We start from the raw sequence: 26,068 nt of genomic DNA, 5'->3' as shown, positions 1-26,068 counted from the left end.
GCCGGAGCCTAAAAACGCGCGGATTCCGAGCTGACGCACCCCGAGCGGTCGCCGAGCGACCGGCGGTCGAGAACGTCGCGTCCGCCGGGTCGGTCCGGACTCCGAGACCGGGGCAAGTCAGTCCGGACTCCGGGACCGGGGCAGGTCAGTCCGGACTCCGAGACCGGGGCGGGTCGGCTCGGACTCCGAGACCGGAAGCCGCCTCGGAGCGCGCTCGGGAGCCGGCGTTCCCGGGCTCAGTTGCTCGTCGTCTCCGGCACGTCGATGTTGCCGGCGATGATCTCGTCGCGCGCGTCCGCCACCGCGGTCTTGATGTCTTCCGGTACCTGACCGCCGATCTCCTGGCCGTAGACGCACTCGACGCCGTTCGATTCCAGGCCGAGCGCGATCGTGTTTCCGCCCTGATGGCTGCCGTCGATCACGTTCGAGATCGACTCGTACACCGCGGTGTCGACGCGCTTCACCATCGACGCGACGATCACGTCGGCGAACGACGGCTCAGAGACCGACTGGTCCTGGTCGACGCCGAACGCGAACCGACCCTCGGACTGGGCGGCCTGGAACACGCCGACGCCAGTCGCGCCCGCGGCGTGGTAGACGATGTCCGCGCCGCTCTGATACATCGACAGCGCCTGCTCCCGGCCGCCGGAGGGGTCGGCGTAGCTGCCGACGTAGCTCGTGATGACGTCGACGTCGTCGGACGCGTAGTCGACGCCCGCCTCGAAGCCGGCCTGGAACCGGCGGATGACGGGGCTGTCGACGCCGCCGACGAATCCGACGTTCGTCGAGTCGGGCGCCGTCGCCCCCGCGCCGGCGGAGAAGTCGGTCTCGGTCAGCCGGCCGGCGAGGACGCCCATCAGGAACGAGCCCTCGTGCTCGCGGAACAGGTAGTTCGCGACGTTCGGCTCGTCGACCGTCGTGTCGACGATCATGAAGTCCTGATCGGGGAACTGCGGCGCGGTCTCGGAGAGCGCGTCGCCCTGGTTGAACCCGATACAGGAGACGAGGTCGTAGTCCGGATCCGTCGAGCTCGCGTACAGCTGCTGGAACTGGCCGAACTCGCCGGCCCCGTCCGGCTCGGACTCGTCGTACGCGATGCCGAACTCCTCTTCGGCCTGGAGAATTCCCTGCTGTGCGGCGTCGTTGAACGAGTTGTCGCCGAGGCCGCCGTCGGAGTACACGATGCCGACCGTCGCCGGGGGCTCGTCCGACCCCTCGCCGCCGTCCGAACCCGAAGAGCCGTCGGACGCGTTCCCGCCGCCCGACCCGTCGCCGCTCCCGCTCGGGCCGCCGCTACACCCGGCGAGACCGATGAGGCCCGCTGCGCTTGCCGCCTTGATGAACCGCCGCCGCTCGAAGTCGGATGCCATCTCGTCTGTATCCCCGTCGGAACGCGGCATAAATTCGTCGTTCCCTCGGCACTGAGGAGACACGTTCGTGGAAAGAAGCGGCCGAATACCTGGGGAATCACCGGCGAATGTCGCGATTTTGATCCACAAATCCGGATTGATACCGGTCGTAAACGGAGCGGAGAACGACACGGATCAACACCGGGTCTCGCCGCTCGAACCGCCTGCCGCTCTACGCCGCCGCGACCGCGTCCTCGACGATCTCCTCGACCTCGGCCACGAGCGCGTCGACGTCGTCGCTCTCCGCGTACACGCGGACGTACGGCTCCGTGCCGGAGGGACGCACCAGCGCCCACGAGGCGTCGTCGAACTCCAGCCGGACGCCGTGGTCCGTGTCGACCGCCGCGTCGGGGAACGCCTCGGGGAGGGCCGTCTCCAGTCGGTCCATCGCCGTCGCCTTCGCGTCGTCGGGGCAGGCGACGCTCACCTTCCGGTACGGGCGTTCGGTGACCGGTTCTCGGAGCGCGTCCAGCCCCTCGTCAGCGACGAGACGGGCGATCACCGCCGCGGAGGTGACGCCGTCGATCCACCCGCCGAAGCCGACGTGGATGTGCTTCCACGGCTCGGCGGCGAAGACGACGCGGGTATCGTCGCCGGGGGCGCTCTCTCCGCGAACCGCGGCGATCCCCTCGTGAAGCGCGCCGAGTCGCACGCGCTCGACGCGGCCGCCGGCCTCGCGGACGCGCTCGTCGATGCGTCCGGAGGCGTTCGGCGTCGTCACGACGACCGGGTCCGCCGCGCCGCTCGTACGGGTGTATCGCTCCGCGAGCACCGCGAGCACCGTGTCCTCGTGGACGACCTCCCCGTCCGCGTCGACGATCACGATCCGGTCGGCGTCGCCGTCGTGGCCGATGGCGAACGCGAATCCCTCCGCGTCGCCGTCGCCTTCGGCGTCCGGCCTCGGGCGGCCGGGGTCGTCCACGCCCTCGTTGGCGTCGGCGACGAACGCGCGCAGGTCGGCCAGCGTCTCCGGGGTCGGCTTGCTCCCCCGGCCGGGGAAGTGGCCGTCGACGTTCCCGTTGAGCGTGACCACGCTGGCGCCGAGTTCGCGGAGGACGGTCGGCGTCGCGGGCGCGCTCATCCCGTTGCCGCAGTCGACCGCGACCCGGAGGCCGTCGAGGTCGGCGCCGAACCCCGCGGCGTACTCGCACACGTCGTCCAGGTAACCCTCCAGCGGGTCGGTCCGGGCGGCCCGGGTCCACTCGTCCCACGGGGCGACCGACTCCTCGGCGGCGACGCGCGATTCGACGGCGCGCTCCAGGTCGCGGTCGAACTCGGCGCCGTCCCGGAACAGCTTGATCCCGTTGTCCGTGGGGGGGTTGTGCGAGGCGGTGAGCATCACGCCGTAGCGGCCGCGCGAGGCGTGCGCGAGCGCCGGCGTCGGGAGTCGGCCGGCGCGGCGAACGGCGACGCCGCCGGCGGCCAAGCCGGCCTCCGTCGCGGCCGCGAGGGCCGGGCCCGTCACCCGACCGTCGCGGGCCAGGACGACGGTCGATTCGGGGCTCGACCCGGCGGCCGACTCGTCGGTCGATTCGGCGTCCGGCCCGGCGGTTCGCGATCGGATCTCGGCGCCCACCGCCCGCCCGACTGCGAGCGCGAGCGCCGGCGTGACGCGGTCCTCGACGCCGCCGCGGATCCCGGCGGTTCCGAACAGGTCCATGTCGCCCACCTCGGCGCCCGGGAGTTAGTAGGCGTCGGTTGCGGGCGGGTCGCTTAAACGGGTCGCGGTCCCAAGGTCGGCCGATGACCGACCGCGTTCGCGCGCACGTGTTCGTCTCGGGTCGCGTTCAAGGCGTCTACTACCGGGCGACGACCCGCGATACGGCCCGCGAGAAGGGCGTCGACGGCTGGGTGCGGAACCTCGACGACGGCCGGGTCGAGGCGGTCTTCGAGGGGTCCGAGGGCGACGTCCGCGACATGGTCGCGTGGTGCGAGACCGGAAGCGAGGCCGCCGAGGTCGAGGACGTGGACGTCGAGTACGGCGAGCCGGAGGGCGCAGAGGGGTTCGAGGTCAGGTGGTGAGGCGGTCGGCTCAGTCGTCGTCCGCGGCCGCCGTCGACCCGGTAGCGCCGCGGCCGGGCCCGTCTCGCACGCCGAGTTCCTCCAGCGCGCGCAGGACGACGACGGCTTCGACCACGTCGCGCTCCTCGGTGTAGGGGTCGTCGACCGCGTCGAGAGTCGCCTCGGCCTCGCTCGCGAGCCGCGCCTCCAGCTCGGTCTGGTCGGTCTCGTCCTTCGTCGCGGACAGCAGCGCCTCGTGGTCCTCGCGGAGGTCCAAGGAGACGTGGGCCGCGTTACATCGAGAGAGCGGATGGGTGTCCATCTCGACCGCGAGGTCGCTCACGAGGGCCCAGTCGTCGGCGCAGAAGCGGAGCGTCACCGTCCCGACCACGTCGCGCCACGCGATCGGCCCGCCGTTCTCCATCAGCCGGAGCGCCCGCGGCGGCACCGCGATCCGGGTGTGGGTGTCGTCCCGGCCGCACAGGCAACAGGGGGTGTTCTTCAGTCCGGCGTACACGCCGATCCGTACGCGCCCGAGAGGGGTGTGCGTTTCGCCGGCGGAACGCGATCGCGGCGGTACGGGTGATAAATAGACGATGCGGCGGCGCGTGCCTGCGAGCGGCCGCCGAAGGCGGTCGCGAGCCAGCACGCGCGAGGGACGCGGTGAGCGCTCGCAGAGCGCGAACCGCGAGGCTGGGGAGGCGTGAGGTGCCGTGCGGTGCGGTCGGGTGAGATTCAAAGGGCCAGCCGCGGGGCTTTAGAGGCGTTCGCGGTCGATCCGCGGTCAGCGACTCACGAGTGGGCCGAAACCGAACGACGATCCCCGTGAAAAATCGAAGATCCCCGCGATTCAGGTCTTACGCGTCGCACTCGGCCAGCCACTCGTGGGCCCAGTCGTCGATCTCCTCGAAGACGGGGGCGAGCGACTCGCCTTTATCAGTTAAACTGTAGTACGTCGCCACCGGCGAGTCCTCCTCCAACCGCCGATCCACGAAGCCGGTCTCCTGGAGGTCGTCGAGCACGCGCGAGAGGGTGCGGGCGTTCGCGTCCGTCTCCCGCTTCAGCTCGTTGAACCGCGCCTCGCCGTTCAACAGCTCGTGGAGGACGACGAGCCGCCACCGCGAACCGATCTGTTCGAGCGAGTCCACGACGGGACACGGCGTGTCGGGGGCGGCGTTCCGGGACTCTGCGTCGGTCGTCTCCGCCGGTTCGGAGCCGGCGAGTTCCTGCGATGACATCGGTGTTACCTGCTTACCCTATTGTCCGGGAAGCGATAAATAGGTTACGTGCGTATAGCAGGTTACACGATGTTAGCTGAAATCGCAGCGACACCGCTCCAGTTCGACACTCCCCTCGCGGGCGAACTCTTCCTGCTCGGCCGGATCGTCTTCGGCGCGACGCTCGCGTTCATGGGGCTCAACCACTTCATGGACCTCGAGACGATGGCGGGCTACGCCGAGTTCAAGGGCCTCCCCGCGCCGCAGTTCTCGGTGATCGCCTCCGGCGCCGTCCTCGTCTTGGGCGGCCTCGGCGTCGCGGCGGGCGCGTTCCCCGTCGTCGCCGCGGGCGGCCTCGCCCTCTTCCTCCTCGTCTCCGCCGTGACGATGCACGACTTCTGGTCGATGGACGACCCCGAGGAGAAGCAGAACGAGATGACGAGCTTCCTGAAGAACGTCTACGGCGCCGGCGCCGCGCTCGCGCTGCTCGCGGTCGGCGGCACCGCGTGGCCGTACGCGGTCGGCCTCGGCCTGTTCTAAGCCGCGATCGAACCGTTCGGCCGTTCTGAGCCGCGATCGAACCGTTTTCCGACTGACCGTTGTCGACGCGCGACCGACGCGCACAGGACGCATCCATTCTCGCGCCGCCGTCCGACTACCTCTCGAGCCGCCAGTACGACTAACTACCTTCCCGACAACCGTTCACGCAGATCATGACCGACGCGCCGCCGACGACCGGACTCCACCACGTCACGAACATCTGTACCGACATGGACGAGACGACCGCGTTCTACGAGGACGTCCTCGGCTGGCACACGGTCAAGCGGACCCAGAACTACGACGACCCCGGGACGCCGCACTACTACTTCTCGCCCACGCCGACGGGCGAACCGGGGGCCAACGTCACCTACTTCGAGTACCCGGACTCGCAGGGGACTCCGGGCCCGGGCGCGAGCCACCACTTCGCGTTCGGCGTCGAGGACGAGGAGACGCTCCGCGAGTGGCGAGACCACCTCGAATCCCACGACGTGGAGGTCTCGGAGGTGAAAGACCGAACCTACTTCAAGAGCGTCTACTTCACCGATCCGGACGGGCTCGTCTTCGAGCTGGCGACGCGGGGGCCCGGATTCACCCGCGACGAAGACGAGCCCGGCAGCGAGGTCATCGACCCGTTCGAGGAGGGCTACGAGGACTGAGGCGCCCGGGCGTCGCAACGGGAGGGCCTCGTCGCGGTCACTCCCCCTCGACGAGCGCCGCGAACCGGTCGAGCGCGCGCCGGCAGACCGGGACGTACGGGGCCGCGAGCAGGGGGACCTCGATCACCGCCCGACACCGCTCCGGCTCCCCCGAGTACCGGTCGACGCGGTGGCCGGTCGCGGGGACTCCGGCGACCCGCCAGTCCCACCGGAGCCGGGTCGCGCCCGTCACTCGGAAGGGGGCCCAGGCGCCGGCGACTCGGACGCGTCCCGTCGTCCCGGTCTCGACGTATCGGTCAGTGCTCTCGACGCCGCGGATCGACGGGCTCCAGTCGGGCCACCGCCGGGTGTCGCGGAGCGCCTTCGCGGTCGGCTCGGGCGGCGCGTCGACGTCGCGGCCGACCGCGAGCGTTGCCCCTTCGCGGACCACGGCGGCTCCGTCGTCGCGACCGGAATCTCCGGACACGCCGTGTCTTTCGGAGGCGGGACGCCTCATCGCTGCGGTCTCCCGCTCGAATACGGACGTTCGTCCGGTTTCGGAGGTCCGTATCGGTGCCAATTCGAAGTACGTCTATCGACCGAGTCGTCGCCGCATCGTTTCATATTAATACCTTATATGGTATGAGGACTCATTATCTCTTTCCACGAAGGGTTAATACGGGACTCCGAGGTAGCAGGAGTCAATATGGCAAGCGATCGCGACACCATGAAAGACGTCTCTCACACAGCGCCGAACGACACCTCGGCTGACGCCGTCTGGGAGCGAGGACGGGGGCCGGTCGAGGAAGCGGAAGAAGAGGAGTAACCCGACGGCTCGTCTCCCGAACACCGCCCGAGTCGCTGAGTGACGCCGGTTTACACGCCGACCGCGAGCGAGGCGCGAACGCATCGATACCCGGCGTCCGGCCGACACTCTCTTTGTCCTCGTTTTTAAATACGCCGTATGGTCGGAGTCACGATCGGAGTCGTCGGAGTCGCGACGGTCGCCGTGTTGCTGGCGGTCAGCGCGTTCTTCTCCAGTTCGGAGACCGCGATCTTCTCGCTGCCGGCGGCGTGGTTCGATCGACGGGCGGAGACGGGAGACCCGCGGGCGCTCGCGCTGAAGGAACTTCGCGACGATCCCCACAGGCTGCTGGTGACGCTGCTCGTCGGCAACAACGTCGTGAACATCGCGATCTCCAGTATCGTGACGCTCCTCGTCGCCAGCTATCTCCCCCCCGGCGCGGCGGTCGCGGTGACGACCGCGTGTACCAGCTTCCTCGTCCTCGTGTTCGGCGAGATCGTCCCCAAGGCGTTCGGGCTCGGAAACGCGGAGACGTGGTCGCTCCGGGTCGCGTCGCCGATCCGACTCGTCGAACGCGTTCTCTCGCCGGTCATAACGTTTTTCGACGGGATCACCCGTCGCATGAACGCGTACATCAGCGGCGACGCGAGCATCGAGAAGCCGTACACGGAGTGAATCGTGCCGACTCCCGACGGTTCGCAGCGCGCTCGCCTCGCGCGCCGCTCCCGTCTCGCCCGCCTGCGTTCTCGCCGCCGATAACCGCGGGCGTGGGTTTAACCCGGCCGCCGGCGGAATCGCACGCATGATCGAGGTGTCGGGGCTGCGGAAGACCTACGGCGACTTCGCGGCCGTCGTCGACAGCGATTTCGCCGTCGACGACGGCGAGGTGTTCGGGATCGTCGGCCCGAACGGAGCGGGGAAGACGACGACGCTCAAGGTGATCGCCGGCCTCGTCGAGCCCACCGACGGCGAGGTGACCGTCGCCGGGTTCGACGCCTCGGACCCCGAGATGCGCCGGCACCTCGGGTTCCTGCCGGAGGAGTCGCCGCTGTACGAGGAGATGACCGCGCTGTCGTACCTGCGCTTCTTCGCGGACCTCTACGACGTGCCCCGGGAGGTCGCCGACGAGCGGATCGAGGCCGCGCTCGACCGGCTCGAACTCGACCACCGCGAGCGCCGCCTCGGCGACGTCTCGAAGGGGATGAAACGGAAGGTCGCCATCGCGCGCTCGCTCGTCAACGACCCGGACGTGCTGGTGTACGACGAGCCGGCCTCCGGGCTCGACCCGGTGACGACGAACTCCGTGCTTGCGTTCACCCGCGAGCTCCGCGAGACGGGGAAGACGGTCGTCTTCTCCGCGCACAACCTCTACCACGTCGAGTCGGTCTGCGACCGCGTCGTGGTGATGAACGAGGGCCGGATCGTCGCCCGCGGGAGCGTCGACGGGATCCGCGAGCGACACGGCGAGACGACGTACCGCGTGTTCACCGACGTCGAGCCGACGGCGACGCCCGCCCTCGACGACCTCGACGCGACGACCGAGGAGGTGGGCGACCGCTTCCGAACGACCGTCCCGAGCATGGACGCGGTCGCTGCCGTCCGCGAGGCCGTCACCGACGCCGGCGGCGAGGTCGTCGACATCCGGAGCCGCGAGCCGAGCCTCGAAGACGTGTTCCTCGACATCGTCGGCCGGCCGATGCCCGGGCGGTACACCGGCGACTCCGGCGACCCCGGCGACTCCGGCGACTCCGGCGACCCCGGCGACTCCGCGGGCGACGGGGAGGCCGACGAGAACGGGGAGACGAGAGCGACGGCGACGGAGGCGACCGAGTGACCGATCGGCTGCGCCGCGTCGGCCGGCGGCTCGCGGTCGGCGTCCGTCGGGTTCTCCGAGTCGCGAGGTGGGAGTCCGCCCGCGCGTCGGGCGGCGTCGACCGCCGAACGCTCGCCGCCGGAGTCGCCCTGCTCGTCGTCGCCGGCGGCGTCGTCGGGGTCGGCGTGGCGACCGGCGTCGCCGGCCTCGACGTCGACGGCGACATCTACCGCGTCGGCGTCGACGACGGCTCGCCGTACGCGGACGCGATCGAGGACGCGCCGTCGCTGCGCCCGGTCCCGGGTGGGACGGCGTCGCTCGGCGACGCCGCCGACGCGGTCGTGGTGACGGTGGTACGACCCGGAGCCGGCGACGACGGCGCGATCGACTCCGGGGAGGTCGAGGAGGTGATCGTCCGCGCGAGCGACACGCGGAAGGGCGAAGCCGCGGCCGCGTCGGTCCGGGAGGCGGTCGAGGCGCACAACGAGCGACTGATGCGCGCCGAGCCGAACCGGACGGCGGCGTTCCCCGTCACCGTCACGCTCCGGTACGTCGGGCGAACGACCGGGATCGACGACGGCGCGACGCTCGGCGGGAGCGACGGCGGCTCGGCGGGCGGTTCGGACGGGGGGAGCGACGGCGGAGGCGAGACGGGAGGAGACGGTGGCGCGAGCGGCGACGGCGGCGGCGGTAGCGGGGCCGGAACGGACGCGAGTGATCCCGGTTCCACGGACGCCGGGACCGGGTCGAGCGGGGACGGCGGCTTCGCGGTGCCGTCGATCGGCGGCGGCGCCTTCGGCGCCGACACGGTGGGCTCGCCCGGGTCGATCACACCGCCGTTCCCGTTCACGTCGCTGCTCTTGGCGTTCGTTTTCCTCGTGCCGATGAACTTCCTGATCCAGGCGTACGGCTCCTCTATCCTCGACGAGCGCACGAACCGGCGGGGAGAACCCCTGCTCGTCACGCCGCTGTCGGCGGCGGAGATCGTCGCCGGCAAGACGCTGCCGTACGCCGCGGCCGCAGCGGTCGTCACGACCCTCATCGCGCTCCTCGTCGGCGGCGGAGCGCTCTCGGTGGTCGCCGTGGCGCCGATCGCGGCCGCGTTCCTCGGAGCCACGTTCGTCGGCGCGATGTTCGCGCGGTCGTTCAAGGAGCTCACCTTCGTCACGGTGGGCGTGAGCGTCCTGTTGACCACCTACGCGTTCGTGCCGGCGGTCTTCACGAACGTGACGCCCGTGGCGCTCGTCTCGCCGCTGACGCTCGTCGTCTTCGACCTCCAGGGCGAGGCGGTCTCGGCGGGCGAAGTCCTCTTCTCGACCGCCCCGATGGCGGTCGGCGCGGCGCTGCTGTTCGGTCTCGGGCTCGGCGTCTACCGCGAGGAGGACATGTTCTCGCAAAAGCCCGTGACGCGGAAGTTCCTCGACGCGCTCGCGGTGCGGTTGTCTCCCGTGCCCGCGGGGGGCGGGATCCTCTCGCGCGACCGCCGCCGGGCGCTCGGGTCGGTCGCGCTCCTCACCGCCTGTACGATCCCCTTCGTGTTCGTCGCGGAGCTGCTGGCCGTCGCGGTGCTCTTTGCGCTGCCGATCACGGTATCGATTCCGGTGCTTCTGGTGACCATCGCGTTCATCGAGGAGGTCGCGAAAAGCGTCGGGCTGTACGCCGGGTTCGAGCGCGGCGTCTTCGAGCGGAGCGACGGTGACGGCGGGGGGACGCTCCGCGTCGCGCTCGCGGTCGGCCTCGCCTCCGGAACCGGATTCTTCCTCGCGGAGAAGGTCACGGCGGTCGTTCAGGCGGTCGGGCTCACCGACCTGTTCCTCGGCCGCGCCGCCTTCGGGGACGTGACCGGGCTCTCCGGGCTGCCCCCGGTCGCGCTGGCGGCGCTCTTTTTCGCGCCGCTCGTCCTCCACGTCGTCACGACGGGCGCGGCCGGCGTCGGCGCGAGCCGCGGCCGGACCGCCTACGCGCTGGCGCTGACGGCGGCGACGCTCGGGCACGCCGCCTACAACGTCGGGGTGGTGAGCCTTGGATAGCCGCCTGACGATCGCCGGACGGGAGCTCGCGGGGCTTCGCGCCGAGAAGACGATCCTGCTGGCGATCGCGATCCAGCTGTTCATCGCGGCGTTCTCGTCGTTCCTCGTCGTCGGGCTCGTCTCGATGTACGACCCCGGCGCGCTCGACGGCGCCGAGATCGAGGTCGCGGCCGCGGGCGACGCGGTCGAGGGCTTAGAGCGGGCCGCCGCCGAGGTGCCCGGCGCCTCCGTCACGCCGTACGCCGACGCGGACGCCGCCCGGAGGGCGTTCGAGCGGAACGCGGCCGACGCGGTGGTGGTCGCCACGCACACGGAGCGCGGGCGGGTGTCGACCGTCGTCACCGCCCCGGACGCGACCGTCCAGACGACGGTGATCGTGGTGCAGCTGCGCGAGCTGTTGCGGACCTACGAGCTGAACGAGCGCGACCGGCGATCCGCGTTCCTCGAGGAGTCGCCGCTCCCGCTCCCCGAGCGGAGCGACACCAGCCCGTACTTCTCGTTCACCTACACCGTGTTGATCCCGGTTTTAGTCTTCCTCCCGGTGTTCATCTCCGGATCGCTCATCGTCGACTCGATCACCGAGGAGCTGGATCGGGGGACGATGGAGCTGCTCCGCGTCGCGCCCGTCACGCTCCCCGAAATCGTCGACGGGAAGGCGGCCGCGGCGATCGGGATCGCCCCCGGACAGGCGCTGTTATGGCTGCTCCTGTTGGAGGCAAACGGCACGTCGGTCGCGAACGTCGGCCCGATCTTGGCGCTGATGACCGCGCTGACGACGCTCGTCGTCGCCGTCGCGGTCGGCGTCTCGGCGGTCGCGCCCGACCGCCGCGCCGCCCAGCTGCTCTACTCGGTCGCGGTGCTCGTCCTGTTCGGCGGCGCGACCGCGATGGCCGGCGGCCCCGCGAACGCGGTCGCGCGACTGGCGATCGACAGCGCGGGTGCGACGACGGGGGTCCTCGTGGTCGCGTACGCCGTCATCTCGGGAGCCGCGTACCTCGGCGTCCGGCGCGTGGTCGCAGTCGAGGGGTTCGGTCGCTGAAGGGTTCGGTTCTGGCGGCGGATCGGTCGCCGGGCGTTCGCCTCGCTCCTATCGGCCGAACTCGTCGCCAAGTCGCTTCGCGGTCGGGAGCCGCCAACCGCGCGCGACGGCGACGAGCCGGAGCCCGACCGTCACCCCGGCGCACGTCGCGGCCGCGACCCCGGATGGACCACCGAGCGCACCGACCACCCAGTACGCGATCCCGCCGGCAACGGCGCAGCTCGCGTAGAAGTCCTCGAAGAGGATGAACGGGGACCGGTCGAGCAGGATGTCGGCGAGCGCGCCGCCGCCGACGGCGTTGATCGTCGCGACGGCCACGACGCCGAACGCGGACACCCCGGCGTCAGTCGCGACGATGGCGCCGGTCGTGGCGAACGCGGCGAGGCCGACGGCGTCGGCGACGAGCGTCACCGGGTGTTCGTCGGGGGAGGCGAGCCACGCGCTCAGACCCACGGCGAGCCCGACGCCGAACAGTCCGAGGAGTATCTCGACCGGCGAGCGCAGCGCCAGCGGGACGCGCGCGACGAGGAGGTCCCGGGTGACGCCGCCGGCGAACGCCATCGCCAGCCCGACGACCGCGACGCCGAAGAGGTCGAACTCCTCGCGGACCGCCTTGCTCGCGCCGACCAGCGCGAACGCGACGAGTCCGACGGTGTTCATCACGGCGAACGGGTCGCCGAAGAGCGCCGCGAGGACGCCCCCGTTCATCCGCCGAACGCCCCGAGGCTCGACTGGAGCTCCCGCTCCGGCACCGCGTCGGTCAGCTCGTAGCCGACGAGGTCGCGCGCGTCGACCGCGTACGTCGAGCCGCCGCGGTCGAGCACCAGCACTCGGCCTTTCCAGCCGCGGACGGTCCCCGCCGCCATCGTCTCCGCGACGGGGCGGTCGTCGAGGTCGAGCCCGTAGTCGAGGTCGAACCGCTCGATCGGGTCGAACCGGTCGAGGAGGGCCGCCCACGCCGCCTCGTCGACCGCGCGCCCGAACCCGTCGAGCTTCGTCGGGACGCGGACGCGGTCGACGAGGTCGTCGCCCGCGGCCAGCTCGGCCTCCACCTCACGGGCGATCCGGCCGTTCGGGAAGGTCCGAACGTGGGCCGCGCGGTCAGCGCCCTGCTCGCGGAGGCGGGTCCCCAGCCGCCACTCGCGGGTGACGCCCACCTTCAGCACGTCGGGCGCGAACGCGGCGAGGTACATCGCGTGGGTCTCGCCGCAGTCCATCTCGTCTTTCAGGCACGTCCCGGTACACCGGGCGCACACCCAGACGTGACTGTGGTCGTCGCAGTACGGCGCGTCGGCGGCGTCGCAGGCGACGTGGTCCCCCTCGTGGACCGTCCCCGCGCAGCGGCGCTCGCCGAGGCCGAAGGCCAGTTCGGTCCCCGGGCTCGCGTCCACGAAGTCGACGGTCCCCCCGCTCGCGACGTAGAGCCCGCCGCCGATCGGTCCGCTCGCCTCGGCGATCGGACCCGCGTCCCCGTCGGACTCCGACTCCGGCGAGCCGCTCGCGACGCCCGTCTCGTAGCCGACGACCTGCACGCCGCGGGGTAGGGGGAGGCGGGGCTTATAGCCGTCGTCGGCCGTCTCGTCTCGGCGCCTGGAGAGCGCCGTGATGTGCGCGCGGCGGCGATCGGCGGCGTGGAACGAGCCGGAATCGGGGCCGTCCGGTGCCCCCTCACGACCGAGATTTATAAGTAATACCGGCGTCGCGCATCTGGCATGCGCACGGCAGCCCTCCCCCCGATCGTCGCCGCGGTCGTCGCGCTCGCGGTCAGCGGAATGAGACGGCTCTCGCCGATCCTCCTCGAGTCGCCCCTCTCGATCCCGTCGGCAGAGGCGCTCTCGAGGTACCTCGTGAGCGCCCAGTTCACGGCATTCCTGCTGGTCTACGGCCTGCTGTTCGGCGCCGCGCTCGCGTCGGGACTCCGGGACGCGGAGGCCTCCCCGACGTCGACCGCGCTGGCGACGGGCGCGAGCGCGACCGGCTCATTCCTGCTCGGTTCGGTCGCAGTCCTGTGGTACCTCAGTCCGGACCGCGGCCCCGTCGTCACCGCCGTCTTCGCCCTCGGTGCGAGCCTCGGCGTCGGGATCCAGTTCGCGGTCGTCGCGTACGCGGGGGTCGCGCTCGGCGAGAGCCGCCGCGGGGGACCGAGTTCGGCCCTGCCCTGATCCCGGCGGGTCGGACGCTCGCGTGACTACGCCGAGTCCGCCTCTTCGCCGTGGACCGCGCGCTCGACCGCGGCCGCCAGTCGCTCGCGTGTGCGATGGCTGGCCTCGGCGTCGGTCCGGACCTCGATCAGGTGCGACCCGGCCGCCTCGTGCGCCCGCGAGACGGCGGCTGCGACGTCGGCGGCGACCGCCGCCGCGCGTTCCGCCGGGCTCTCGCCGCCGTCCGCGGCCGCGTCGGACTGGGCGGGCGGTCGCGCGTCGATCCGCGCGTATCCGAGGCCGTGGAGCTCCGAGAGGGGCTCGAAGTCGAGCCCGTGCGGCGTCACGAACGACTCGGTGAACGGCGGCTCGAACGCCTCGATCGGGAGCTCGTGGAAGATGCCGCCGCCGTCGTTGTTGACCGCGACGACCGTTGCGTCGACCTCGCAGCGGTCGATCGCGAGCAGCCCGTTCGAGTCGTGGTACAGCGCGATGTCGCCGACGACGAGCGTGAGGTCGTCCGTCGTCGCGCTCCCCGCGCCGAGCGCGCTGGAGACGATTCCGTCGACGCCCGAGACGCCGCGGTTGCCGAGCGCGGTGACGTTCGCGGTCGTCGGCCCGACGAACCGGTCGAGGTCGCGAACCGGCATGGAGTTGGAGACGAACAGCGTCGCCGGGTCGGGGAGCGCGCCCGCGACCGCGCGGAGCGCGTCGCCCTCGTGGAACCCCGCGTCGCCCTCGTGGAACCCCGTGTCGCCCTCGTCGTCGATCGGTTCGTCGTCGAGCGACTCCTCCTCGACCGCGTCGAGTTCGCGGTCGTGAACCGCCTCGGCGGTCCGGTCCGCCTCCTCCCACTGCGCGCGCCAGTCGGGGTCTCCGCTCCCCCCGGCGACGAGCCGCGAGAGGCGGGCGCAGAGCCGGTTCGGCTCGGCGACGACGAGCTCGGTCGCGGCGAACTCCGCCTCGCGCCAACGCCCGGCCGGGTCGACCTGGTACTGGTCGGCGCCCGTCGCCGCGAGGTACTTCCGGAGCCGCTTCGACGTGGGCGAGGCGCCGAGCCGAAGGACGAGGCCGGGGTCGCTCCAGCCCTCCGACCCGTCCCCCGCGAGGTCGGCCGAGAGGTACGCGTCGTAGCTCCCAACGACGGGTGCGACGCGGGTGTGGCCGCCGTATCTGACCCCCGAGAGCGGGTCCGCCAGCACGGGGAACCCGGTCGCGTGCGCGAGCGCCGTGACCGATTCCGGATCGATCCCCGGCGGGTCGGCGGGGCCGGCGACGATCAGCCCGCGGTCCGCCTCGCCCAGTTCGGCCGCGAGCGCGCGCAGGTCGTCGTCGCCCGGCTCGGGGGCGCCGGGCGTCACGTCGACGTAGGGGCCGTCGCGCCCGCGCTCGGCCGCCGCCGGGAGGTCGTCGGGCACGTCGCCCGGCACCGGCGTCGGCTCCAGCGGCTTCGCGAACGGGACGTTGAGGTGGACCGGTCCCCGGTCGGCGCCCTCGGCGGTCGCGACGGCGCGGGCGACGGTGGTCCGCAGCGAGCGGAGCGCCCGGTCGTTCGCGGCCGGCTCCGGGAGGTCCTTGTAGAACCGGACGGCGTCCCCGTACAGTTTCTCCTGGTCCGCGGTCTGGTTCGCGCCGGAGTCGCGGAGTTCAGGGGGGCGGTCGGCCGTGAGCGCGAGGAGCGGGACGCGCGCCTCGCTCGCCTCCATCACGGCCGGGTGGTAGTTGGCGGCGGCGGTGCCGGAGGTACAGATCAGCGGCGTCACGCGGCCGGTCCGGCGGGCGCGGCCGAGCGCGAAGTACGCGGCGGCGCGCTCGTCGAGCTGCGAGAACACGCGGAGCTCGTCGTGGCCCGCGGCGGCGACGGTCAGCGGCGTCGAGCGGCTGCCCGGCGAGGCGACGACGGCGTCGACGCCCGCGGCGACGAGCTCGTCGACGAGCGCGGTCGCCCACAGGACGTTCCGGTTCGGCGCGGTCATTACCGTCGCTTCGGGCGCCGACGTAAATACTCCGGCGAGTTCGGTCGACGGGCGGCGCGGTCGGCGGGCAGCGGGGTCGGCGGCCCTGGGGGTCGGTGCCCGACCCAGCGAGGGGTCGAGGCCGCCCTCACTCCGACTCCGATTCGGACTCCCGCCCCGTCACCTTCCGGACACACGAGGAGCCGAACGGACCGAGCTCGCCCGCGTCCAATCGGATGAAGTGCCCCGTCGAGATCGACACGCCGCACCGCCGACACTCGAACTCGCCCTCGCGGGCGACGACCTGATTGTCGTACTCGACGTGGGTCCCGTTGCGGCGGACGCGCAGTCGGGCGCCCTCGCGGTCGATGACGCCGCGCTTCTCGGCGGCGTCGAGGATGTCGCGGGTGAGCGCCGGGCTGGTCGTGATCGTCTCGATCCGGTCGACCGCCGCGGCGAGGTCGAGCTCCTCGCGTTCGAGGTGCGCCAGCAGCTCGACGCCGAGCTCCAGCTTCGCCTCGCGGGTCGGCGGCTCCGTCACGGCCGGCGAGACGGCGCGATCCGACTTAAGTCGGCTGGACCGCGGGCGGCGCTTGCGACCGGCGCACCGAATACAGAGCTCGCCGGACCGGCAGATTCACGTCGGTCGGCCGACACCTCGGGTCGTGGTCCGATCCCGCGACCGATCCCGTCGTCGCCCCGCGTACCGCCGCCGGCCGAACGAGTTCCGCTGGCTGTGGATCGCGGCGACCGCGACGTACGGCGTCGGCGACCTCGTCTCGACGATCGCCTTCCTCGAATACGTGCCGACGATTCGGGAGGCGAACCCGGTCGTCAGGTTCGCGCTGGAGTCGTTCGGGCTCTCGGGACTCGTGGCGCTGAAGATCGTCGTCTACCTCGTGATGCTCTGGATCAGCGTCGAGGGCGCGCGCGAGGGCGACGGCCTGCTGTACTACTTCCCGCCGGTGGTGCTCACCGTGACGGGCGCGTACCTCACCGCGAGCAACGTGCGGCTGCTGTGGGTCGCGTGAGTCGGTGCGCGCCGCCCCGCCGATGCTGGCCGCCGGCGATCGCCCCCACCGACACCGACTTTCCCGCACGGCCCCGATCCGATCCCATGCTCTCTGACACTCCCGGACTCCACCACGTCACGGGGATCGTCGGCGACGCCGGGAGCCACGCCGCCTTCTACGGCGAGACGCTCGGGCTCCGCCTGCTCCGCCGGACGGTGAACTACGAGGACCGCCTCCAGTACCACCTCTACTTCGGCGACGCGACCGGCTCGCCCGGCTCTGTGTTCACCGCCTTCCCCGACCCGAACGCCGACCCCGGACGGACCGGGAAGCCGGGCTACGACGCCGTCGCCTTCGCGGTGCCGCCGGCGTCGCTCGGCTACTGGCGCGACCGGCTCGCGGACCGCGGCGTCGAGGCCGCGCCGCTCCACGCGGACGAGCGCTTCGGCGACCGCGGGCTGACGCTCGCGGACCCGTCCGGAACGCGGGTCGAACTGGTCGCGACGCCGGACGCGGACGGGAACGGAGCCGACGGCGACGGGACCGACGACAGCTTCGACCCCTGGACCGAGGGGTCCGTCCCGACCGCGCACGCGATCCGCGGACTTCACGGGGTGACCGCGCTCCCCGCAGACCCGTACGGGACCGCGAGCGTGCTGGAGACGCTCGGCTTCGAGTACGAGGCCGAATCGGGCGACCGGGTTCGGTACCGCGCGCCGGGCGACCGCGCGACCGTCGTCGACCTGCTCGACCGCGACGCCGCGTACCTCCGGGAAGGGCCGGGGACGCTCCACCACGCCGCGGTGCGCGTCGCGGACCGCGAGGCGCTGCTGGAGTGGCACGGGCTGTTCCGCGACCGCGGATACGACGTGTCGCGCGTGAAGGACCGTCACTTCTTCCACTCGCTGTACGTCCGCGGCCCCGGCGGGCTCCTCGTCGAACTCGCGACCGAGGCGCCGACCGCCGACGGGCCGCCCGGTCCGGGGCTGGCCGATCCGAACGCGACCGGGCACGCGACCGACCTCTACCTCCCGCCCCGGTTCGGGGACGACCGCGAGCTGATCGAGTCGCAGCTGCCGCGATTCGACGGGCCGGGGTCGGAGTCGGCGGACTCGGAGGCGACGGCGTCCGCCGACTCTCGGGCGGACGACGCGGAGTCCTCGCGATGAGCCGCCGAATTCCCGGCGTCTCCGGTCCGCACGCGGACGCGACGCTCGTCACCGGCGGCGCTCCCGCCGCGGCCGCCGAGGTCGCGGTCGTGCTGGTCCACGGCCGCGGCGGCACGGCGGAGGGACTGGTCCGCCTCGCCGACGAGTTCTACCGCTCCGGCGCGACCCTCCTCGCCCCCGGCGCGGTCCGGTCGACGTGGGTCCCGGCGCCGCACGACGCGTCGCTGTCGGCCAACGAGCCCGCGCTCACCTCCGCGGTCGACTGCGTCGCGAGCGCGGTCGAGGTCGCGCGCGGCGCCGGAGTTCCGCCCGAGCGCGTCGTCCTCGTCGGGATCTCGCAGGGCGGCGCGGTCGCCGCGGAGTTCCTCCGGCGTCGGCCGCGCCGGTACGGCGGCGCGTTCGTCGTCTCGGCCGCGTTGCCGGGCGAGGACCTCGACTCGCGCGAGGTCGGGAGTCCGGGGAGCGAAGCGGACGGGCCCCTGGACGGGACGCCGGTCGCGCTCGACAGTAGCGAGGCCGACCCGCACGTGCCCCCCGAGCGCGTCCGGGCGACGGCTCGGGCCTTCGAGCGCGCCGGCGCCGCGGTCGAGTGTCGGATCGATCCGGGGGACGGTCACGGCCTCTCGGACGCGACGATGGACCGGATCGGCGAGCGGATCGAGGGACTGCTCGGCGGCGACTGACGCCCGGCTCGCACCGGCGTCCCCGCTCGGCCGTCTCGCTCCCGAACGTGTTCGCGCCGCTCGACATGCGGCTGCGGCGTCGAAGGCGAGACGCATGTCCGAACTCGACGTCAGAGAGATCCCGCCGAACGAGCGACACGACCGGATCCACGACGCGTTCGCCGCCCTGGAGCCGGGCGAGTCGCTCACGATAGTCAACGACCACGACCCGAAGCCGCTCTACTACGAGCTGTCGGCGGAGGTCCCCGCGTTCGACGACGAGGCGTACGCGGTCGAGCGCGAGGGGCCGGAGCGGTTCGTCGCCGAACTGCCGAAGGCTGAGTCCGGTGGCGAACCGGAGACGGTCCGGATCGACGACCTCGACGGCGAGCCGCACGCGTCCGTGTTCCCGGGCGAGGAGCCGAAGACCGTCCGCCTCTCGCTGGCGGCGGGCGAGGGCGTCGCGGAACACGATCACCCGGACAGAACGGTGCTGTTCCACGCGCTGGAGGGCGCCTTCGACGTCGCGCTCGACGGCGAGACCCACTCCGTCGAGGCCGGCGAACTACTCCGGTTCGACGGCGAGCGGAGCGTGGAGCCGACCGCGCGCGAGGACGGGACCGCGCTGATCGTGTTGGCCCCGCGAAGTGAGTCGTAGCCGTCCGGGCGACGGGAACCGACCGACGGCGTTTCGCGGCTCCGGGGACCGAACATGTTCGCTCGAATTCCCGGACGACGGGCCGGGTCGCAGGACGTTACAACGGATGCCACCAACGACCGAACACATGACGGACGACACGACACTCGATCGACGACGGTTCGTACAGGCGACGACCGCCGCGGGTGCGACCCTCCTGCTCGCCGGCTGTTCCGGCGGGGGCGGCGGCGGAAGCGGCGGAAGCGGTGACGGCGGAAGCGGGGGCGGTGACGGCGGAAGCGGCGGAGGCTCCGGCGGCGACACGCAGTACCTCAGCGAGGAGCCGGACTACGGCGGCTGGTTCGACGACGCGAACAACTACGAACAGACCGTCGACGCCACCGGCCGGGACGAGGTCACCGTCCGGGTCGGCGCGGGAGACGGTCTCTCGTTCGGCCCGGCCGCGGTGGCGGTGAGCACCGGAACGACCGTGGTCTGGGAGTGGACCGGCCAGGGCGGCGGTCACAACGTCTCCGCCGAGTCGGGGGACTTCGAGAGCGAGACCTCCCAGGAGCAGGGGCACACCTTCGAGTACACGTTCGAGGAGACGGGGATACAGAAGTACGTCTGTACGCCCCACGAGGCGGTCGGCATGAAGGGCGCCGTCGTCGTTCGGTGACGGCGCGACGCGACTGAGCCGCGCTTCGGTCGCGGCCGAAACGCGCGTCGGTCCGCGACGCGACGCGGCGCGATCGCTTTTTCCGGTCGGGGGTTCGGACGTATGCCGACCGTGCCCGGCCCGCGTTCCCACGTCCTCGAAACGCCGGGGGCGACCGCCGAACGTGTTCGCGCGCTTCCTACCGCCCAGCAAGCCGCTCGGCGACCTATATATCGGAGGCCGAAACGTCCGCGTGTCGCGAGGGAATCGCCGCTCGCGGATTCACTATGTCGAACGAAACACAGCGGTCCACGGACGCGGGAGAATCGGGCGACGAGACGACCGGCTCGACGGACGGGTTCGACTCGATGCTCCCCGGCGTCCGTCGCCGCGACTTCGTGAAGGCCGGCGCCGCCGCCGGCGGACTCAGCGGGCTTGCCGGCTGTACCAGCCTGCTGAGCGAGGACGACGTCGGTGGGACGGCCTCGGCGAGCGGGGTCGACAACACCGTGCCGCCGGGCGAACACGACGAGTACTACGGGATTCTCAGCGGCGGACAGGACGGTAACGTCCGCGTGTACGGACTCCCGTCGATGCGGGAGATCATCCGGATCCCGGTGTTCAACCGGGACGCCTCGCGCGGCTACGGCTTCGACGACGAGAGCAAGCAGATGCTCGAAGACGCCGGCGGCTACACGTGGGGCGACACCCACCACCCCCGGATCAGCCAGACCGACGGGGACTACGACGGGCGGTTCGCGTACGTCAACGACAAGGCGAACGGGCGCATGGCCCGGATCGACCTGACGTACTTCGAGACGGACGCGATCGTCAACATCCCGAACCAGCAGGGGACGCACGGCGCCTGTGCGCAGCTGCCGGACACCGACCTCATTTTCGGCGTCGGCGAGTTCCGGACCCCGATCCCCAACGACGGGACCGGCGACCTCGAGGACCCGGACTCGTACGGCTCCGTTCTCGCCGCGATCAACCCCGAGTCGATGAACGTCGAGTGGGAGGTCCTCATCGACGGCAACATGGACAACGGCGACGGGAGCAAGGAGGGCCGGTACTTCTTCACGAGCGCCTACAACACGGAGGAGGCAGCGACCGAGTCGGGGATGACCCGCGCCGACCGCGACGACGTGAAGGCCTTCGACATCCCGCGGATCGAGGCGGCCGTCGAGGCGGGGAACTACGAGATGCTGAACGGGGTCCCGGTCGTCGACGGGCGGAAGGACAGCCCGCTCAACCGGGGCGACGAACCGATCGTTCACTACATTCCGACGCCGAAGAGCCCGCACGGGGTCAGCGTCACCCCGGACAACAGCTACGCCATCGTCAGCGGGAAGCTCGACCCGACCGCGACGGTCATCGACATCGAGGCGATCGCCGAGGTCGACGACCCGGCCGACGCGATCGTCGGGCAGCCGAAACTCGGTCTCGGTCCGCTCCACACGGCCTACGACGGCCGGGGGCACGCGTACACGACGCTGTTCATCGACTCGCAGGTCGTCAAGTGGGACATCGAGGAGGCGGTCAACGCCGAGCCCCGCTCCGAGAGTCCGGTGATCGAGAAGATCGACGTCCACTACAACCCCGGTCACCTCATCGCCGCGGAGTCGTACACCGAGGACCCGGCGGGCGACTGGCTCGTCTCACTGAACAAGCTCTCGAAGGACCGGTTCCTCCCCGTCGGTCCGCAACACCCCGAGAACGACCAGCTGATCTACATCGGTGACGACGAGAACGGGATGGAGCTGGTGAAGGACTCGCCCGCGCAGGCCGAGCCGCACGACGCGTCGATCTGTCACAGGTCGAAGATCAATCCCAAGGCGGTCTACGACCCCGAGGACCTCGAACTCAGCCACACGGCCGAGGGCGAGGAGACGATGGAGCGGGTCTCCGACGACCGCGTCGAGATCGAGATGTACTCGACCCGGAACCACTACGGGTTCCAGAAGATGGTCGTCCAGGAGGGCGACGAGGTCGAGATGCAGGTGACGAACGTCGAGACCACGAGCGACATGCTCCACTCGGTGGCGATCCCGGACCACGACGTCCACATGCGGGTCGCGCCCCAGGAGACGCGGAAGGCGACGTTCACCGCGGACGAGCCCGGCGTCTACTGGATCTACTGCGCGCACTTCTGCAGCGCGTTACACCTGGAGATGCGCTCGCGGCTCATCGTCAAACCGGAGGAATAACGCCATGGCCTCGTCGCTCACGCGGCTGACCGAGATCCGACGCGCGCTCCCGCTGGCAGCGGCCGCGCTGCTCGTCGGCGCGCTGCTGGTTCCGGTGTGGACGATCACGCTCACGGCGCCGCAGTACCCCGGTCAAGAGCTGCTCATCGAGCTGTACGCCTACCCGCGTCTGGGCGGCGACTTCGCCGAGGTACAGGGGCTCAACAAGTACGCGGGGTTCCACTACCCCGACCCGGTGTTCATCGAACCGAACTACGACGTCAGCGAGGCGGCGATCGACGTCCCCGAGTGGCTGCTCGGGCCGGTCGTGTTCGTCGGCCTCGCACTCACGGGCGCCTTCGTCGCGTTCGCCCCGACGGTCCGCAAGCTGAAGGCCGGGCTCACCGCCCAGCTCGTCGGCACGATCACCGTCTTCGTCGGGATGTTCGCGTTCATCCAGTACCGGCTCTACCAGGCCGGCCACTCGTTGGACCCGGACGCGCCGCTTCGCGGGATCGACCCGTTCACCCCGCCCCTCCTGGGCCCCTACGAGGTGGCCAACATCAGCGGCTTCGCGTGGTTCGGTCCCGGCGGGTACATGACCGTCCTCGCGGTCCTGCTGCTCGCGACCGCGTACCTCGCGCGGGACATCGAGGCGACCGTGGACGAGCTCCCGGCGCTGGCCCGCGGGCTCCCCGGCGCGATCCGCGAGCGCCGGTCGGGAGGCGGCGACGGCGCCCCCGACGACCGCGCGAACCGGGACCGGGGCGCGAGCGACGGCACCGACACGACCCGAGAGACCGACCGAGACCGCGACGTCGGCGGGGGCGACCATGTCGGGTGATCGCCTCGAGGTCGGCTTCCTCGCGGCGGCCTGCGTCGCGGCGCTGATCGCGGTCGGACTCGCGGTCGCGTTCCCGGTCGCCGGGGCGGGCATCGGCGGCGGCGCCACGGACGCGGGTGCCGCGGCCGCCGCGACGACCGCGTCCGGGGCGCCCGGTCTCACCGTCGCGACCGACTTCGCCGCGAGCGGCGTGACCGCGCCCGAACGCGACGGGACCGCCGCCGTCGACGGCGAGTCGTTCGCCTCCGCGCAGGCGGCGATCGACGCCGCCGAGCCCGGCGACACGGTCGTCCTCGACGGGCGGTTCGACGAGCGCGTGAACGCGAGCGTCGACGACCTGCGGATCGTCGCGGGCGAGGACGGCGCGGTGATCGACGGCGGCGGCGAGGGGCGCGTGCTCACGGTCGCCGGCGACAACGTCACCGTCTCCGGCGTGTGGATCCGCGGCTCCGGCAGCGACCTCGGCACCGAGGACGCCGGGGTCTTCGTCGCTGGCGACCGCGCCCGGATCGAGTCGGTCCGGATCACCGACACGGCGTACGGGATCTGGATCGACAGCGCCGACCGGGCCGTCATCGAGAACGTGCGGATCGACGGCCGGAGGGACGTGTACCCGGTCACCGACCGCGGGAACGGGATCCATCTGTTCGAGACGAACGGGACCGTCATCCGCGACAGCGAGATCGCCCACACCCGCGACGGGATCTACTTCTCGTGGGCGACGAACGTGCTCGCCGAGGGCAACACGATCCGCCACACCCGGTACGGCGTCCACTACATGTACTCGGACGACAACCGCCTCGTCGACAACGTCGCCGCCGACAACGGCGTCGGCTACGCGCTGATGGTGAGCGAGGGCCTGACCGTTCGCAACAACACCGCCCTGCGCAGCAACGGCACCAGCGGGCACGGGATCTTGGCGAAGGACATCGAGGACTCGACGATCGCCGGGAACCACCTCGTCGCGAACCGGAACGGACTGTACCTCTACAACGCGCAGGGGAACCGGCTCGTCGGCAACCTGATCTACCGCAACGAGATCGGGATCCACAGCGCCGCCGAGAGCAACAACGCGGTGGTGGCGGGCAACAGCTTCGTCCGCAACGACCGGGCCGCCAAGACGGCGCGGAACTCGCTCGTCGAGTGGAACGGCACCGACCGCGGCAACTACTGGTCCGGCGCGCGGGTCGTCGACCGGGACGGCGACGGCGTGAGCGAGATCCGACACCGACCGATCGGCGTCGTCGAGAACCTCGTGGCCGACCACCCGCAGGCCGCGGCGTTCGCGAACAGCCCGGCGTTCGAGGCGGTGCGGATGGCCGAGAGCTCCTTCCCGGTGATCGAGACGCCCGGCGTGGTCGACCGCCACCCGCTCGTCGAGCCGAACCACGACTGGCGGGCCTACGAGCCGACCGGGTCCGGAACGAGCGGGAGCGACACCGGCGGCGAGGCGACCCGCGCCGCGAACCGAACCGCGGACACGGAGGACACACCATGAGAATCGACGCGACCGACGTGCGGAAGACGTACGGGGACGTGACCGCCCTCGACGGGCTCTCGCTGTCGGTCCCGAGCGGCTCGACGTTCGGGATCATCGGTACCAACGGCGCGGGCAAGTCGACGCTGTTCCGGCTGCTCGTCGGTCACGACCGGCCGGACGCCGGGACGGTGAGCGTCGGCGGCACCGACGTGACCGAGGACGGGCGACGGGTCCGCCGGCGCGTCGGCTACCTCCCCGAACACGTCGGCTTCCCGGACGGGCTCACCGGCCGGGAGGCGTTGGGGGTACACCGGGCGATCCGCGGCCTCCCGAAGGACGAGCGGATCGCCGAGGCGATCGAGCGCGTCGGGCTGACCGCGGACGAGGCCGATCGCCGCGTCTCGGGCTACTCGAACGGCATGCAGCGCCGGCTCGGGCTGGCGACGGTGCTGCTCCCGGATCCGGACGTGCTCGTCCTCGACGAGCCGACGGCCGGGCTCGACCCCCGCGGCGTCGACGAGTTCCACGCCATCGTCGAGGATATCACCGCGGAGACCGACGCGACGGTGGTGTTCTGCTCGCACGTCCTCCCCGAGGTCGAGCGGCTCTGCGACCGCGCGGCCGTCCTCCACGACGGGCGGGTGCGCGCGGCGGGCCCGGTCGACGAACTCGCCGCCGGGGCGGACGCGGGAGACCCCGAGACGGGCCACGGCGAAACGGCTTCCCGTTCCGGGCGCGGTCGCGGCGATCTCCGGGCCGCGTTCCGCCGGGCGATCGGAGACGACGCCGCGCGCGGCGCGCGGACCGACACCGAGGAGGTGGCGCCGTGAGCGATCCGTGCGAGCGGTCCGCCGAGGAGCGGGGGGAAGCGGAGACTCGTCCCGACGGCGGCCACCCTGACGCGACGGCCGCGGTCGGCGCGCTCGACGGCGAGAGCGAGGTCGACGCGACCGAGTCGGAGTCGACGGCGACCGTCGACGCGGCCGAGACCGCGACGAGCGGCGGCGCCCGCGAGGCGCTCCGACACGTGTTCGTCGTCGCCGTCACGGAGTACCGGCTGGCGGTCCGGAGCCGGTGGGCGCTCGCGCTGACCGGGCTGTTCGTCGTCTTCGGCGGGACGGTCCTGACGTTCAGCGGCTCCGCCGTCGGGCCCGCGGGCGCCGAGCGCGTCGTCGCGTCGCTGACGAGCCTCGCGGCCTACCTCGTCCCGCTCGCGGCGCTCGCGCTCGGCTACGACGCGATCGTCGGCCGCGAGGACGAGGGGTGGCTCGCGGTCGTGTTCTCGCTGCCGGTCCGCCGGAGCGAGGTCGTCGCCGGCACGTACCTCGGCCGGCTGGCGGTGCTGGCGGGCGCGACGCTGCTCGGGTTCGGCTTCAGCGGCGCCCTGATAGTCCGCGAGTTCGGGACGGGTTCGCTCTCCGCGTTCCTCGGGTTCCTCGGCGGGACGCTCGCCGTCGGGGCCGCGTTCCTCGCGGTCGCGCTGCTGCTGTCGACCGTCGCCCGCGAGAAGACCCACGCGCTCGGCGCGGCGCTGCTCGCGTGGGTGTGGTTCGTGCTGGTCCACGACCTGCTCGCGCTCGGGATCGTCGCGGCCGCCGAGCCGTCGGACGCCGCGCTCTCGGCGCTGGTGCTGTCGAACCCGGTGAGCGCGTTCCGCGTGTTCGTGTTGAGCGGGCTCGGCACCACCGCCGGCGGCGGGTTCACGGCCGTCCTCGCCGGCAGCGGCCTCTCGACCGTCTCCCTCGCGGCCGCGCTCGGCGCGTGGTGCGTGGTCCCCGTCGCGGTTGCCGCGAGGCTGGTCCGTCGCCGTCGGCTCTGAGGGGGGTCGGTCGCG

At 71.9% G+C, this 26,068-nt stretch carries 27 protein-coding genes; 18 read left to right on the top strand and 9 right to left on the bottom strand.

Annotation, left to right across the window (positions count from 1 at the left end; all coding sequences use genetic code 11):
- Positions 1 to 236 precede the first annotated feature (236 nt).
- Together BM286_RS11220 and BM286_RS11215 are read right to left on the bottom strand one after the other, a co-directional pair.
- The gene (locus BM286_RS11220; protein WP_092922161.1) at positions 237 to 1,370 is read right to left on the bottom strand and encodes a BMP family lipoprotein; all 1,134 of its coding nucleotides are present in this window, start codon (positions 1,368 to 1,370) and stop codon (positions 237 to 239) included.
- A gap of 211 nt (positions 1,371 to 1,581) precedes the next feature.
- Positions 1,582 to 3,069, bottom strand: coding sequence for a phosphohexomutase domain-containing protein (locus tag BM286_RS11215; protein WP_092922159.1), 1,488 nt, complete (start codon positions 3,067 to 3,069; stop codon positions 1,582 to 1,584).
- 83 nt (positions 3,070 to 3,152) lie between these two features.
- Between BM286_RS11215 and BM286_RS11210 the strand changes: the two genes are divergently transcribed.
- The gene (locus BM286_RS11210) at positions 3,153 to 3,431 is read left to right on the top strand and encodes an acylphosphatase (protein ID WP_092922157.1); all 279 of its coding nucleotides are present in this window, start codon (positions 3,153 to 3,155) and stop codon (positions 3,429 to 3,431) included.
- 10 nt (positions 3,432 to 3,441) lie between these two features.
- Here BM286_RS11210 and BM286_RS11205 read toward each other — a convergent pair whose 3' ends face one another.
- Both BM286_RS11205 and BM286_RS11200 read right to left on the bottom strand, forming a co-directional pair.
- Positions 3,442 to 3,927: a hypothetical protein gene (locus BM286_RS11205; RefSeq protein ID WP_092922155.1), complete on the bottom strand. Its 486-nt coding sequence runs from the start codon at positions 3,925 to 3,927 to the stop codon at positions 3,442 to 3,444.
- A 340-nt stretch (positions 3,928 to 4,267) separates the two neighbouring features.
- Positions 4,268 to 4,648, bottom strand: coding sequence for a winged helix-turn-helix transcriptional regulator (locus BM286_RS11200; RefSeq protein WP_092922152.1), 381 nt, complete (start codon positions 4,646 to 4,648; stop codon positions 4,268 to 4,270).
- Between the two features lie 69 nt (positions 4,649 to 4,717).
- Here BM286_RS11200 and BM286_RS11195 point away from each other — a divergent pair, with 69 nt between their 5' ends.
- A complete protein-coding gene (locus tag BM286_RS11195) occupies positions 4,718 to 5,167 on the top strand; it encodes a DoxX family protein (RefSeq protein WP_092922149.1) in 450 nt (149 codons plus the stop codon).
- A gap of 173 nt (positions 5,168 to 5,340) precedes the next feature.
- Positions 5,341 to 5,823: a VOC family protein gene (locus BM286_RS11190; RefSeq protein WP_092922146.1), complete on the top strand. Its 483-nt coding sequence runs from the start codon at positions 5,341 to 5,343 to the stop codon at positions 5,821 to 5,823.
- Positions 5,824 to 5,860: 37 nt separating this feature from the next.
- Here the strand turns inward: BM286_RS11190 and BM286_RS11185 are convergent, their stop codons facing one another.
- A complete protein-coding gene (locus BM286_RS11185) occupies positions 5,861 to 6,319 on the bottom strand; it encodes an SRPBCC family protein (protein WP_092922143.1) in 459 nt (152 codons plus the stop codon).
- A 447-nt stretch (positions 6,320 to 6,766) separates the two neighbouring features.
- Here BM286_RS11185 and BM286_RS11180 point away from each other — a divergent pair, with 447 nt between their 5' ends.
- The 4 genes from BM286_RS11180 (at position 6,767) to BM286_RS11165 (ending at position 11,489) form a co-directional block, all read left to right on the top strand.
- On the top strand, positions 6,767 to 7,282 hold the full coding sequence (locus tag BM286_RS11180) for a CNNM domain-containing protein (protein WP_092922140.1): 516 nt from the start codon (positions 6,767 to 6,769) through the stop codon (positions 7,280 to 7,282).
- A 127-nt stretch (positions 7,283 to 7,409) separates the two neighbouring features.
- The gene (locus BM286_RS11175; RefSeq protein WP_092922137.1) at positions 7,410 to 8,441 is read left to right on the top strand and encodes an ABC transporter ATP-binding protein; all 1,032 of its coding nucleotides are present in this window, start codon (positions 7,410 to 7,412) and stop codon (positions 8,439 to 8,441) included.
- Entirely contained in the window at positions 8,438 to 10,450 is a 2,013-nt protein-coding gene (locus tag BM286_RS11170) for an ABC transporter permease family protein (protein WP_092922134.1), read from the top strand. Before BM286_RS11175 ends, BM286_RS11170 begins: the two co-directional genes overlap by 4 nt.
- Positions 10,443 to 11,489, top strand: a complete 1,047-nt coding sequence (locus BM286_RS11165) for an ABC transporter permease (protein WP_092922131.1) — start codon at positions 10,443 to 10,445, stop codon at positions 11,487 to 11,489. Before BM286_RS11170 ends, BM286_RS11165 begins: the two co-directional genes overlap by 8 nt.
- Before the next feature lie 48 nt (positions 11,490 to 11,537).
- Here BM286_RS11165 and BM286_RS11160 read toward each other — a convergent pair whose 3' ends face one another.
- Both BM286_RS11160 and BM286_RS11155 read right to left on the bottom strand, forming a co-directional pair.
- Complete coding sequence (locus tag BM286_RS11160) at positions 11,538 to 12,197, bottom strand: trimeric intracellular cation channel family protein (RefSeq protein ID WP_092922128.1); 660 nt, start codon at positions 12,195 to 12,197, stop codon at positions 11,538 to 11,540.
- Entirely contained in the window at positions 12,194 to 13,021 is an 828-nt protein-coding gene (locus BM286_RS11155; RefSeq protein WP_174549006.1) for a DUF2797 domain-containing protein, read from the bottom strand. The genes BM286_RS11160 and BM286_RS11155 overlap by 4 nt, the downstream gene beginning before the upstream one ends.
- Before the next feature lie 180 nt (positions 13,022 to 13,201).
- Between BM286_RS11155 and BM286_RS11150 the strand changes: the two genes are divergently transcribed.
- A complete protein-coding gene (locus BM286_RS11150; RefSeq protein ID WP_092922125.1) occupies positions 13,202 to 13,651 on the top strand; it encodes a hypothetical protein in 450 nt (149 codons plus the stop codon).
- A gap of 26 nt (positions 13,652 to 13,677) precedes the next feature.
- Here the strand turns inward: BM286_RS11150 and menD are convergent, their stop codons facing one another.
- Together menD and BM286_RS11140 are read right to left on the bottom strand one after the other, a co-directional pair.
- Positions 13,678 to 15,606, bottom strand: a complete 1,929-nt coding sequence (gene menD / locus BM286_RS11145) for a 2-succinyl-5-enolpyruvyl-6-hydroxy-3-cyclohexene-1-carboxylic-acid synthase (RefSeq protein WP_092922122.1) — start codon at positions 15,604 to 15,606, stop codon at positions 13,678 to 13,680.
- 127 nt (positions 15,607 to 15,733) lie between these two features.
- Positions 15,734 to 16,126 (bottom strand): DUF5830 family protein, encoded by a 393-nt coding sequence (locus tag BM286_RS11140; protein ID WP_092922119.1) that lies wholly within the window; start codon positions 16,124 to 16,126, stop codon positions 15,734 to 15,736.
- A gap of 124 nt (positions 16,127 to 16,250) precedes the next feature.
- Between BM286_RS11140 and BM286_RS11135 the strand changes: the two genes are divergently transcribed.
- From BM286_RS11135 to BM286_RS11090, 10 genes are all read left to right on the top strand, one after another.
- A complete protein-coding gene (locus BM286_RS11135; RefSeq protein ID WP_092922116.1) occupies positions 16,251 to 16,616 on the top strand; it encodes a hypothetical protein in 366 nt (121 codons plus the stop codon).
- Between the two features lie 86 nt (positions 16,617 to 16,702).
- Positions 16,703 to 17,767: a VOC family protein gene (locus BM286_RS11130; protein ID WP_092922113.1), complete on the top strand. Its 1,065-nt coding sequence runs from the start codon at positions 16,703 to 16,705 to the stop codon at positions 17,765 to 17,767.
- On the top strand, positions 17,764 to 18,450 hold the full coding sequence (locus BM286_RS11125) for an alpha/beta hydrolase (RefSeq protein ID WP_092922110.1): 687 nt from the start codon (positions 17,764 to 17,766) through the stop codon (positions 18,448 to 18,450). The genes BM286_RS11130 and BM286_RS11125 overlap by 4 nt, the downstream gene beginning before the upstream one ends.
- 94 nt (positions 18,451 to 18,544) lie before the next feature.
- On the top strand, positions 18,545 to 19,087 hold the full coding sequence (locus BM286_RS11120; RefSeq protein WP_092922107.1) for a DUF2249 domain-containing protein: 543 nt from the start codon (positions 18,545 to 18,547) through the stop codon (positions 19,085 to 19,087).
- 127 nt (positions 19,088 to 19,214) lie between these two features.
- A complete protein-coding gene (locus BM286_RS11115; protein ID WP_092922104.1) occupies positions 19,215 to 19,745 on the top strand; it encodes a halocyanin domain-containing protein in 531 nt (176 codons plus the stop codon).
- 266 nt (positions 19,746 to 20,011) lie between these two features.
- Entirely contained in the window at positions 20,012 to 21,931 is a 1,920-nt protein-coding gene (gene nosZ / locus BM286_RS11110) for a TAT-dependent nitrous-oxide reductase (RefSeq protein WP_092922101.1), read from the top strand.
- Positions 21,932 to 21,935: 4 nt separating this feature from the next.
- Positions 21,936 to 22,754 carry a hypothetical protein gene (locus BM286_RS11105; protein ID WP_092922098.1) on the top strand — a complete coding sequence of 273 codons (819 nt, stop codon included), beginning with the start codon at positions 21,936 to 21,938 and terminating at the stop codon, positions 22,752 to 22,754.
- Positions 22,744 to 24,252, top strand: coding sequence for a nitrous oxide reductase family maturation protein NosD (gene nosD / locus BM286_RS11100; RefSeq protein ID WP_092922095.1), 1,509 nt, complete (start codon positions 22,744 to 22,746; stop codon positions 24,250 to 24,252). The genes BM286_RS11105 and nosD overlap by 11 nt, the downstream gene beginning before the upstream one ends.
- Complete coding sequence (locus BM286_RS11095; protein WP_092922092.1) at positions 24,249 to 25,064, top strand: ABC transporter ATP-binding protein; 816 nt, start codon at positions 24,249 to 24,251, stop codon at positions 25,062 to 25,064. The genes nosD and BM286_RS11095 overlap by 4 nt, the downstream gene beginning before the upstream one ends.
- Positions 25,061 to 26,053 carry an ABC transporter permease gene (locus BM286_RS11090; RefSeq protein ID WP_092922089.1) on the top strand — a complete coding sequence of 331 codons (993 nt, stop codon included), beginning with the start codon at positions 25,061 to 25,063 and terminating at the stop codon, positions 26,051 to 26,053. Before BM286_RS11095 ends, BM286_RS11090 begins: the two co-directional genes overlap by 4 nt.
- The last annotated feature ends 15 nt before the right edge of the window (positions 26,054 to 26,068 follow it).

This window comes from Halorubrum sodomense (assembly GCF_900111935.1).
GTDB classification, from domain to species: Archaea; Halobacteriota; Halobacteria; order Halobacteriales; family Haloferacaceae; genus Halorubrum; species Halorubrum sodomense.
This window is presented reverse-complemented; position numbering and strand designations above follow the sequence as displayed.

Excerpts from the sequence above, each read along its gene's own strand:
- BM286_RS11220 (WP_092922161.1), bottom strand. The coding sequence starts at position 1,370 with ATGGCATCCGACTTCGAGCGGCGGCGGTTCATCAAGGCGGCAAGCGCA.
- BM286_RS11215 (WP_092922159.1), bottom strand. The coding sequence starts at position 3,069 with ATGGACCTGTTCGGAACCGCCGGGATCCGCGGCGGCGTCGAGGACCGC.
- BM286_RS11210 (WP_092922157.1), top strand. The coding sequence starts at position 3,153 with ATGACCGACCGCGTTCGCGCGCACGTGTTCGTCTCGGGTCGCGTTCAA.
- BM286_RS11200 (WP_092922152.1), bottom strand. The coding sequence starts at position 4,648 with ATGTCATCGCAGGAACTCGCCGGCTCCGAACCGGCGGAGACGACCGAC.
- BM286_RS11195 (WP_092922149.1), top strand. The coding sequence starts at position 4,718 with ATGTTAGCTGAAATCGCAGCGACACCGCTCCAGTTCGACACTCCCCTC.
- BM286_RS11190 (WP_092922146.1), top strand. The coding sequence starts at position 5,341 with ATGACCGACGCGCCGCCGACGACCGGACTCCACCACGTCACGAACATC.
- BM286_RS11185 (WP_092922143.1), bottom strand. The coding sequence starts at position 6,319 with ATGAGGCGTCCCGCCTCCGAAAGACACGGCGTGTCCGGAGATTCCGGT.
- BM286_RS11180 (WP_092922140.1), top strand. The coding sequence starts at position 6,767 with ATGGTCGGAGTCACGATCGGAGTCGTCGGAGTCGCGACGGTCGCCGTG.
- BM286_RS11175 (WP_092922137.1), top strand. The coding sequence starts at position 7,410 with ATGATCGAGGTGTCGGGGCTGCGGAAGACCTACGGCGACTTCGCGGCC.
- BM286_RS11160 (WP_092922128.1), bottom strand. The coding sequence starts at position 12,197 with ATGAACGGGGGCGTCCTCGCGGCGCTCTTCGGCGACCCGTTCGCCGTG.
- BM286_RS11150 (WP_092922125.1), top strand. The coding sequence starts at position 13,202 with ATGCGCACGGCAGCCCTCCCCCCGATCGTCGCCGCGGTCGTCGCGCTC.
- menD (WP_092922122.1), bottom strand. The coding sequence starts at position 15,606 with ATGACCGCGCCGAACCGGAACGTCCTGTGGGCGACCGCGCTCGTCGAC.
- BM286_RS11130 (WP_092922113.1), top strand. The coding sequence starts at position 16,703 with ATGCTCTCTGACACTCCCGGACTCCACCACGTCACGGGGATCGTCGGC.
- BM286_RS11125 (WP_092922110.1), top strand. The coding sequence starts at position 17,764 with ATGAGCCGCCGAATTCCCGGCGTCTCCGGTCCGCACGCGGACGCGACG.
- BM286_RS11120 (WP_092922107.1), top strand. The coding sequence starts at position 18,545 with ATGTCCGAACTCGACGTCAGAGAGATCCCGCCGAACGAGCGACACGAC.
- BM286_RS11115 (WP_092922104.1), top strand. The coding sequence starts at position 19,215 with ATGACGGACGACACGACACTCGATCGACGACGGTTCGTACAGGCGACG.
- nosZ (WP_092922101.1), top strand. The coding sequence starts at position 20,012 with ATGTCGAACGAAACACAGCGGTCCACGGACGCGGGAGAATCGGGCGAC.
- BM286_RS11105 (WP_092922098.1), top strand. The coding sequence starts at position 21,936 with ATGGCCTCGTCGCTCACGCGGCTGACCGAGATCCGACGCGCGCTCCCG.
- nosD (WP_092922095.1), top strand. The coding sequence starts at position 22,744 with ATGTCGGGTGATCGCCTCGAGGTCGGCTTCCTCGCGGCGGCCTGCGTC.
- BM286_RS11095 (WP_092922092.1), top strand. The coding sequence starts at position 24,249 with ATGAGAATCGACGCGACCGACGTGCGGAAGACGTACGGGGACGTGACC.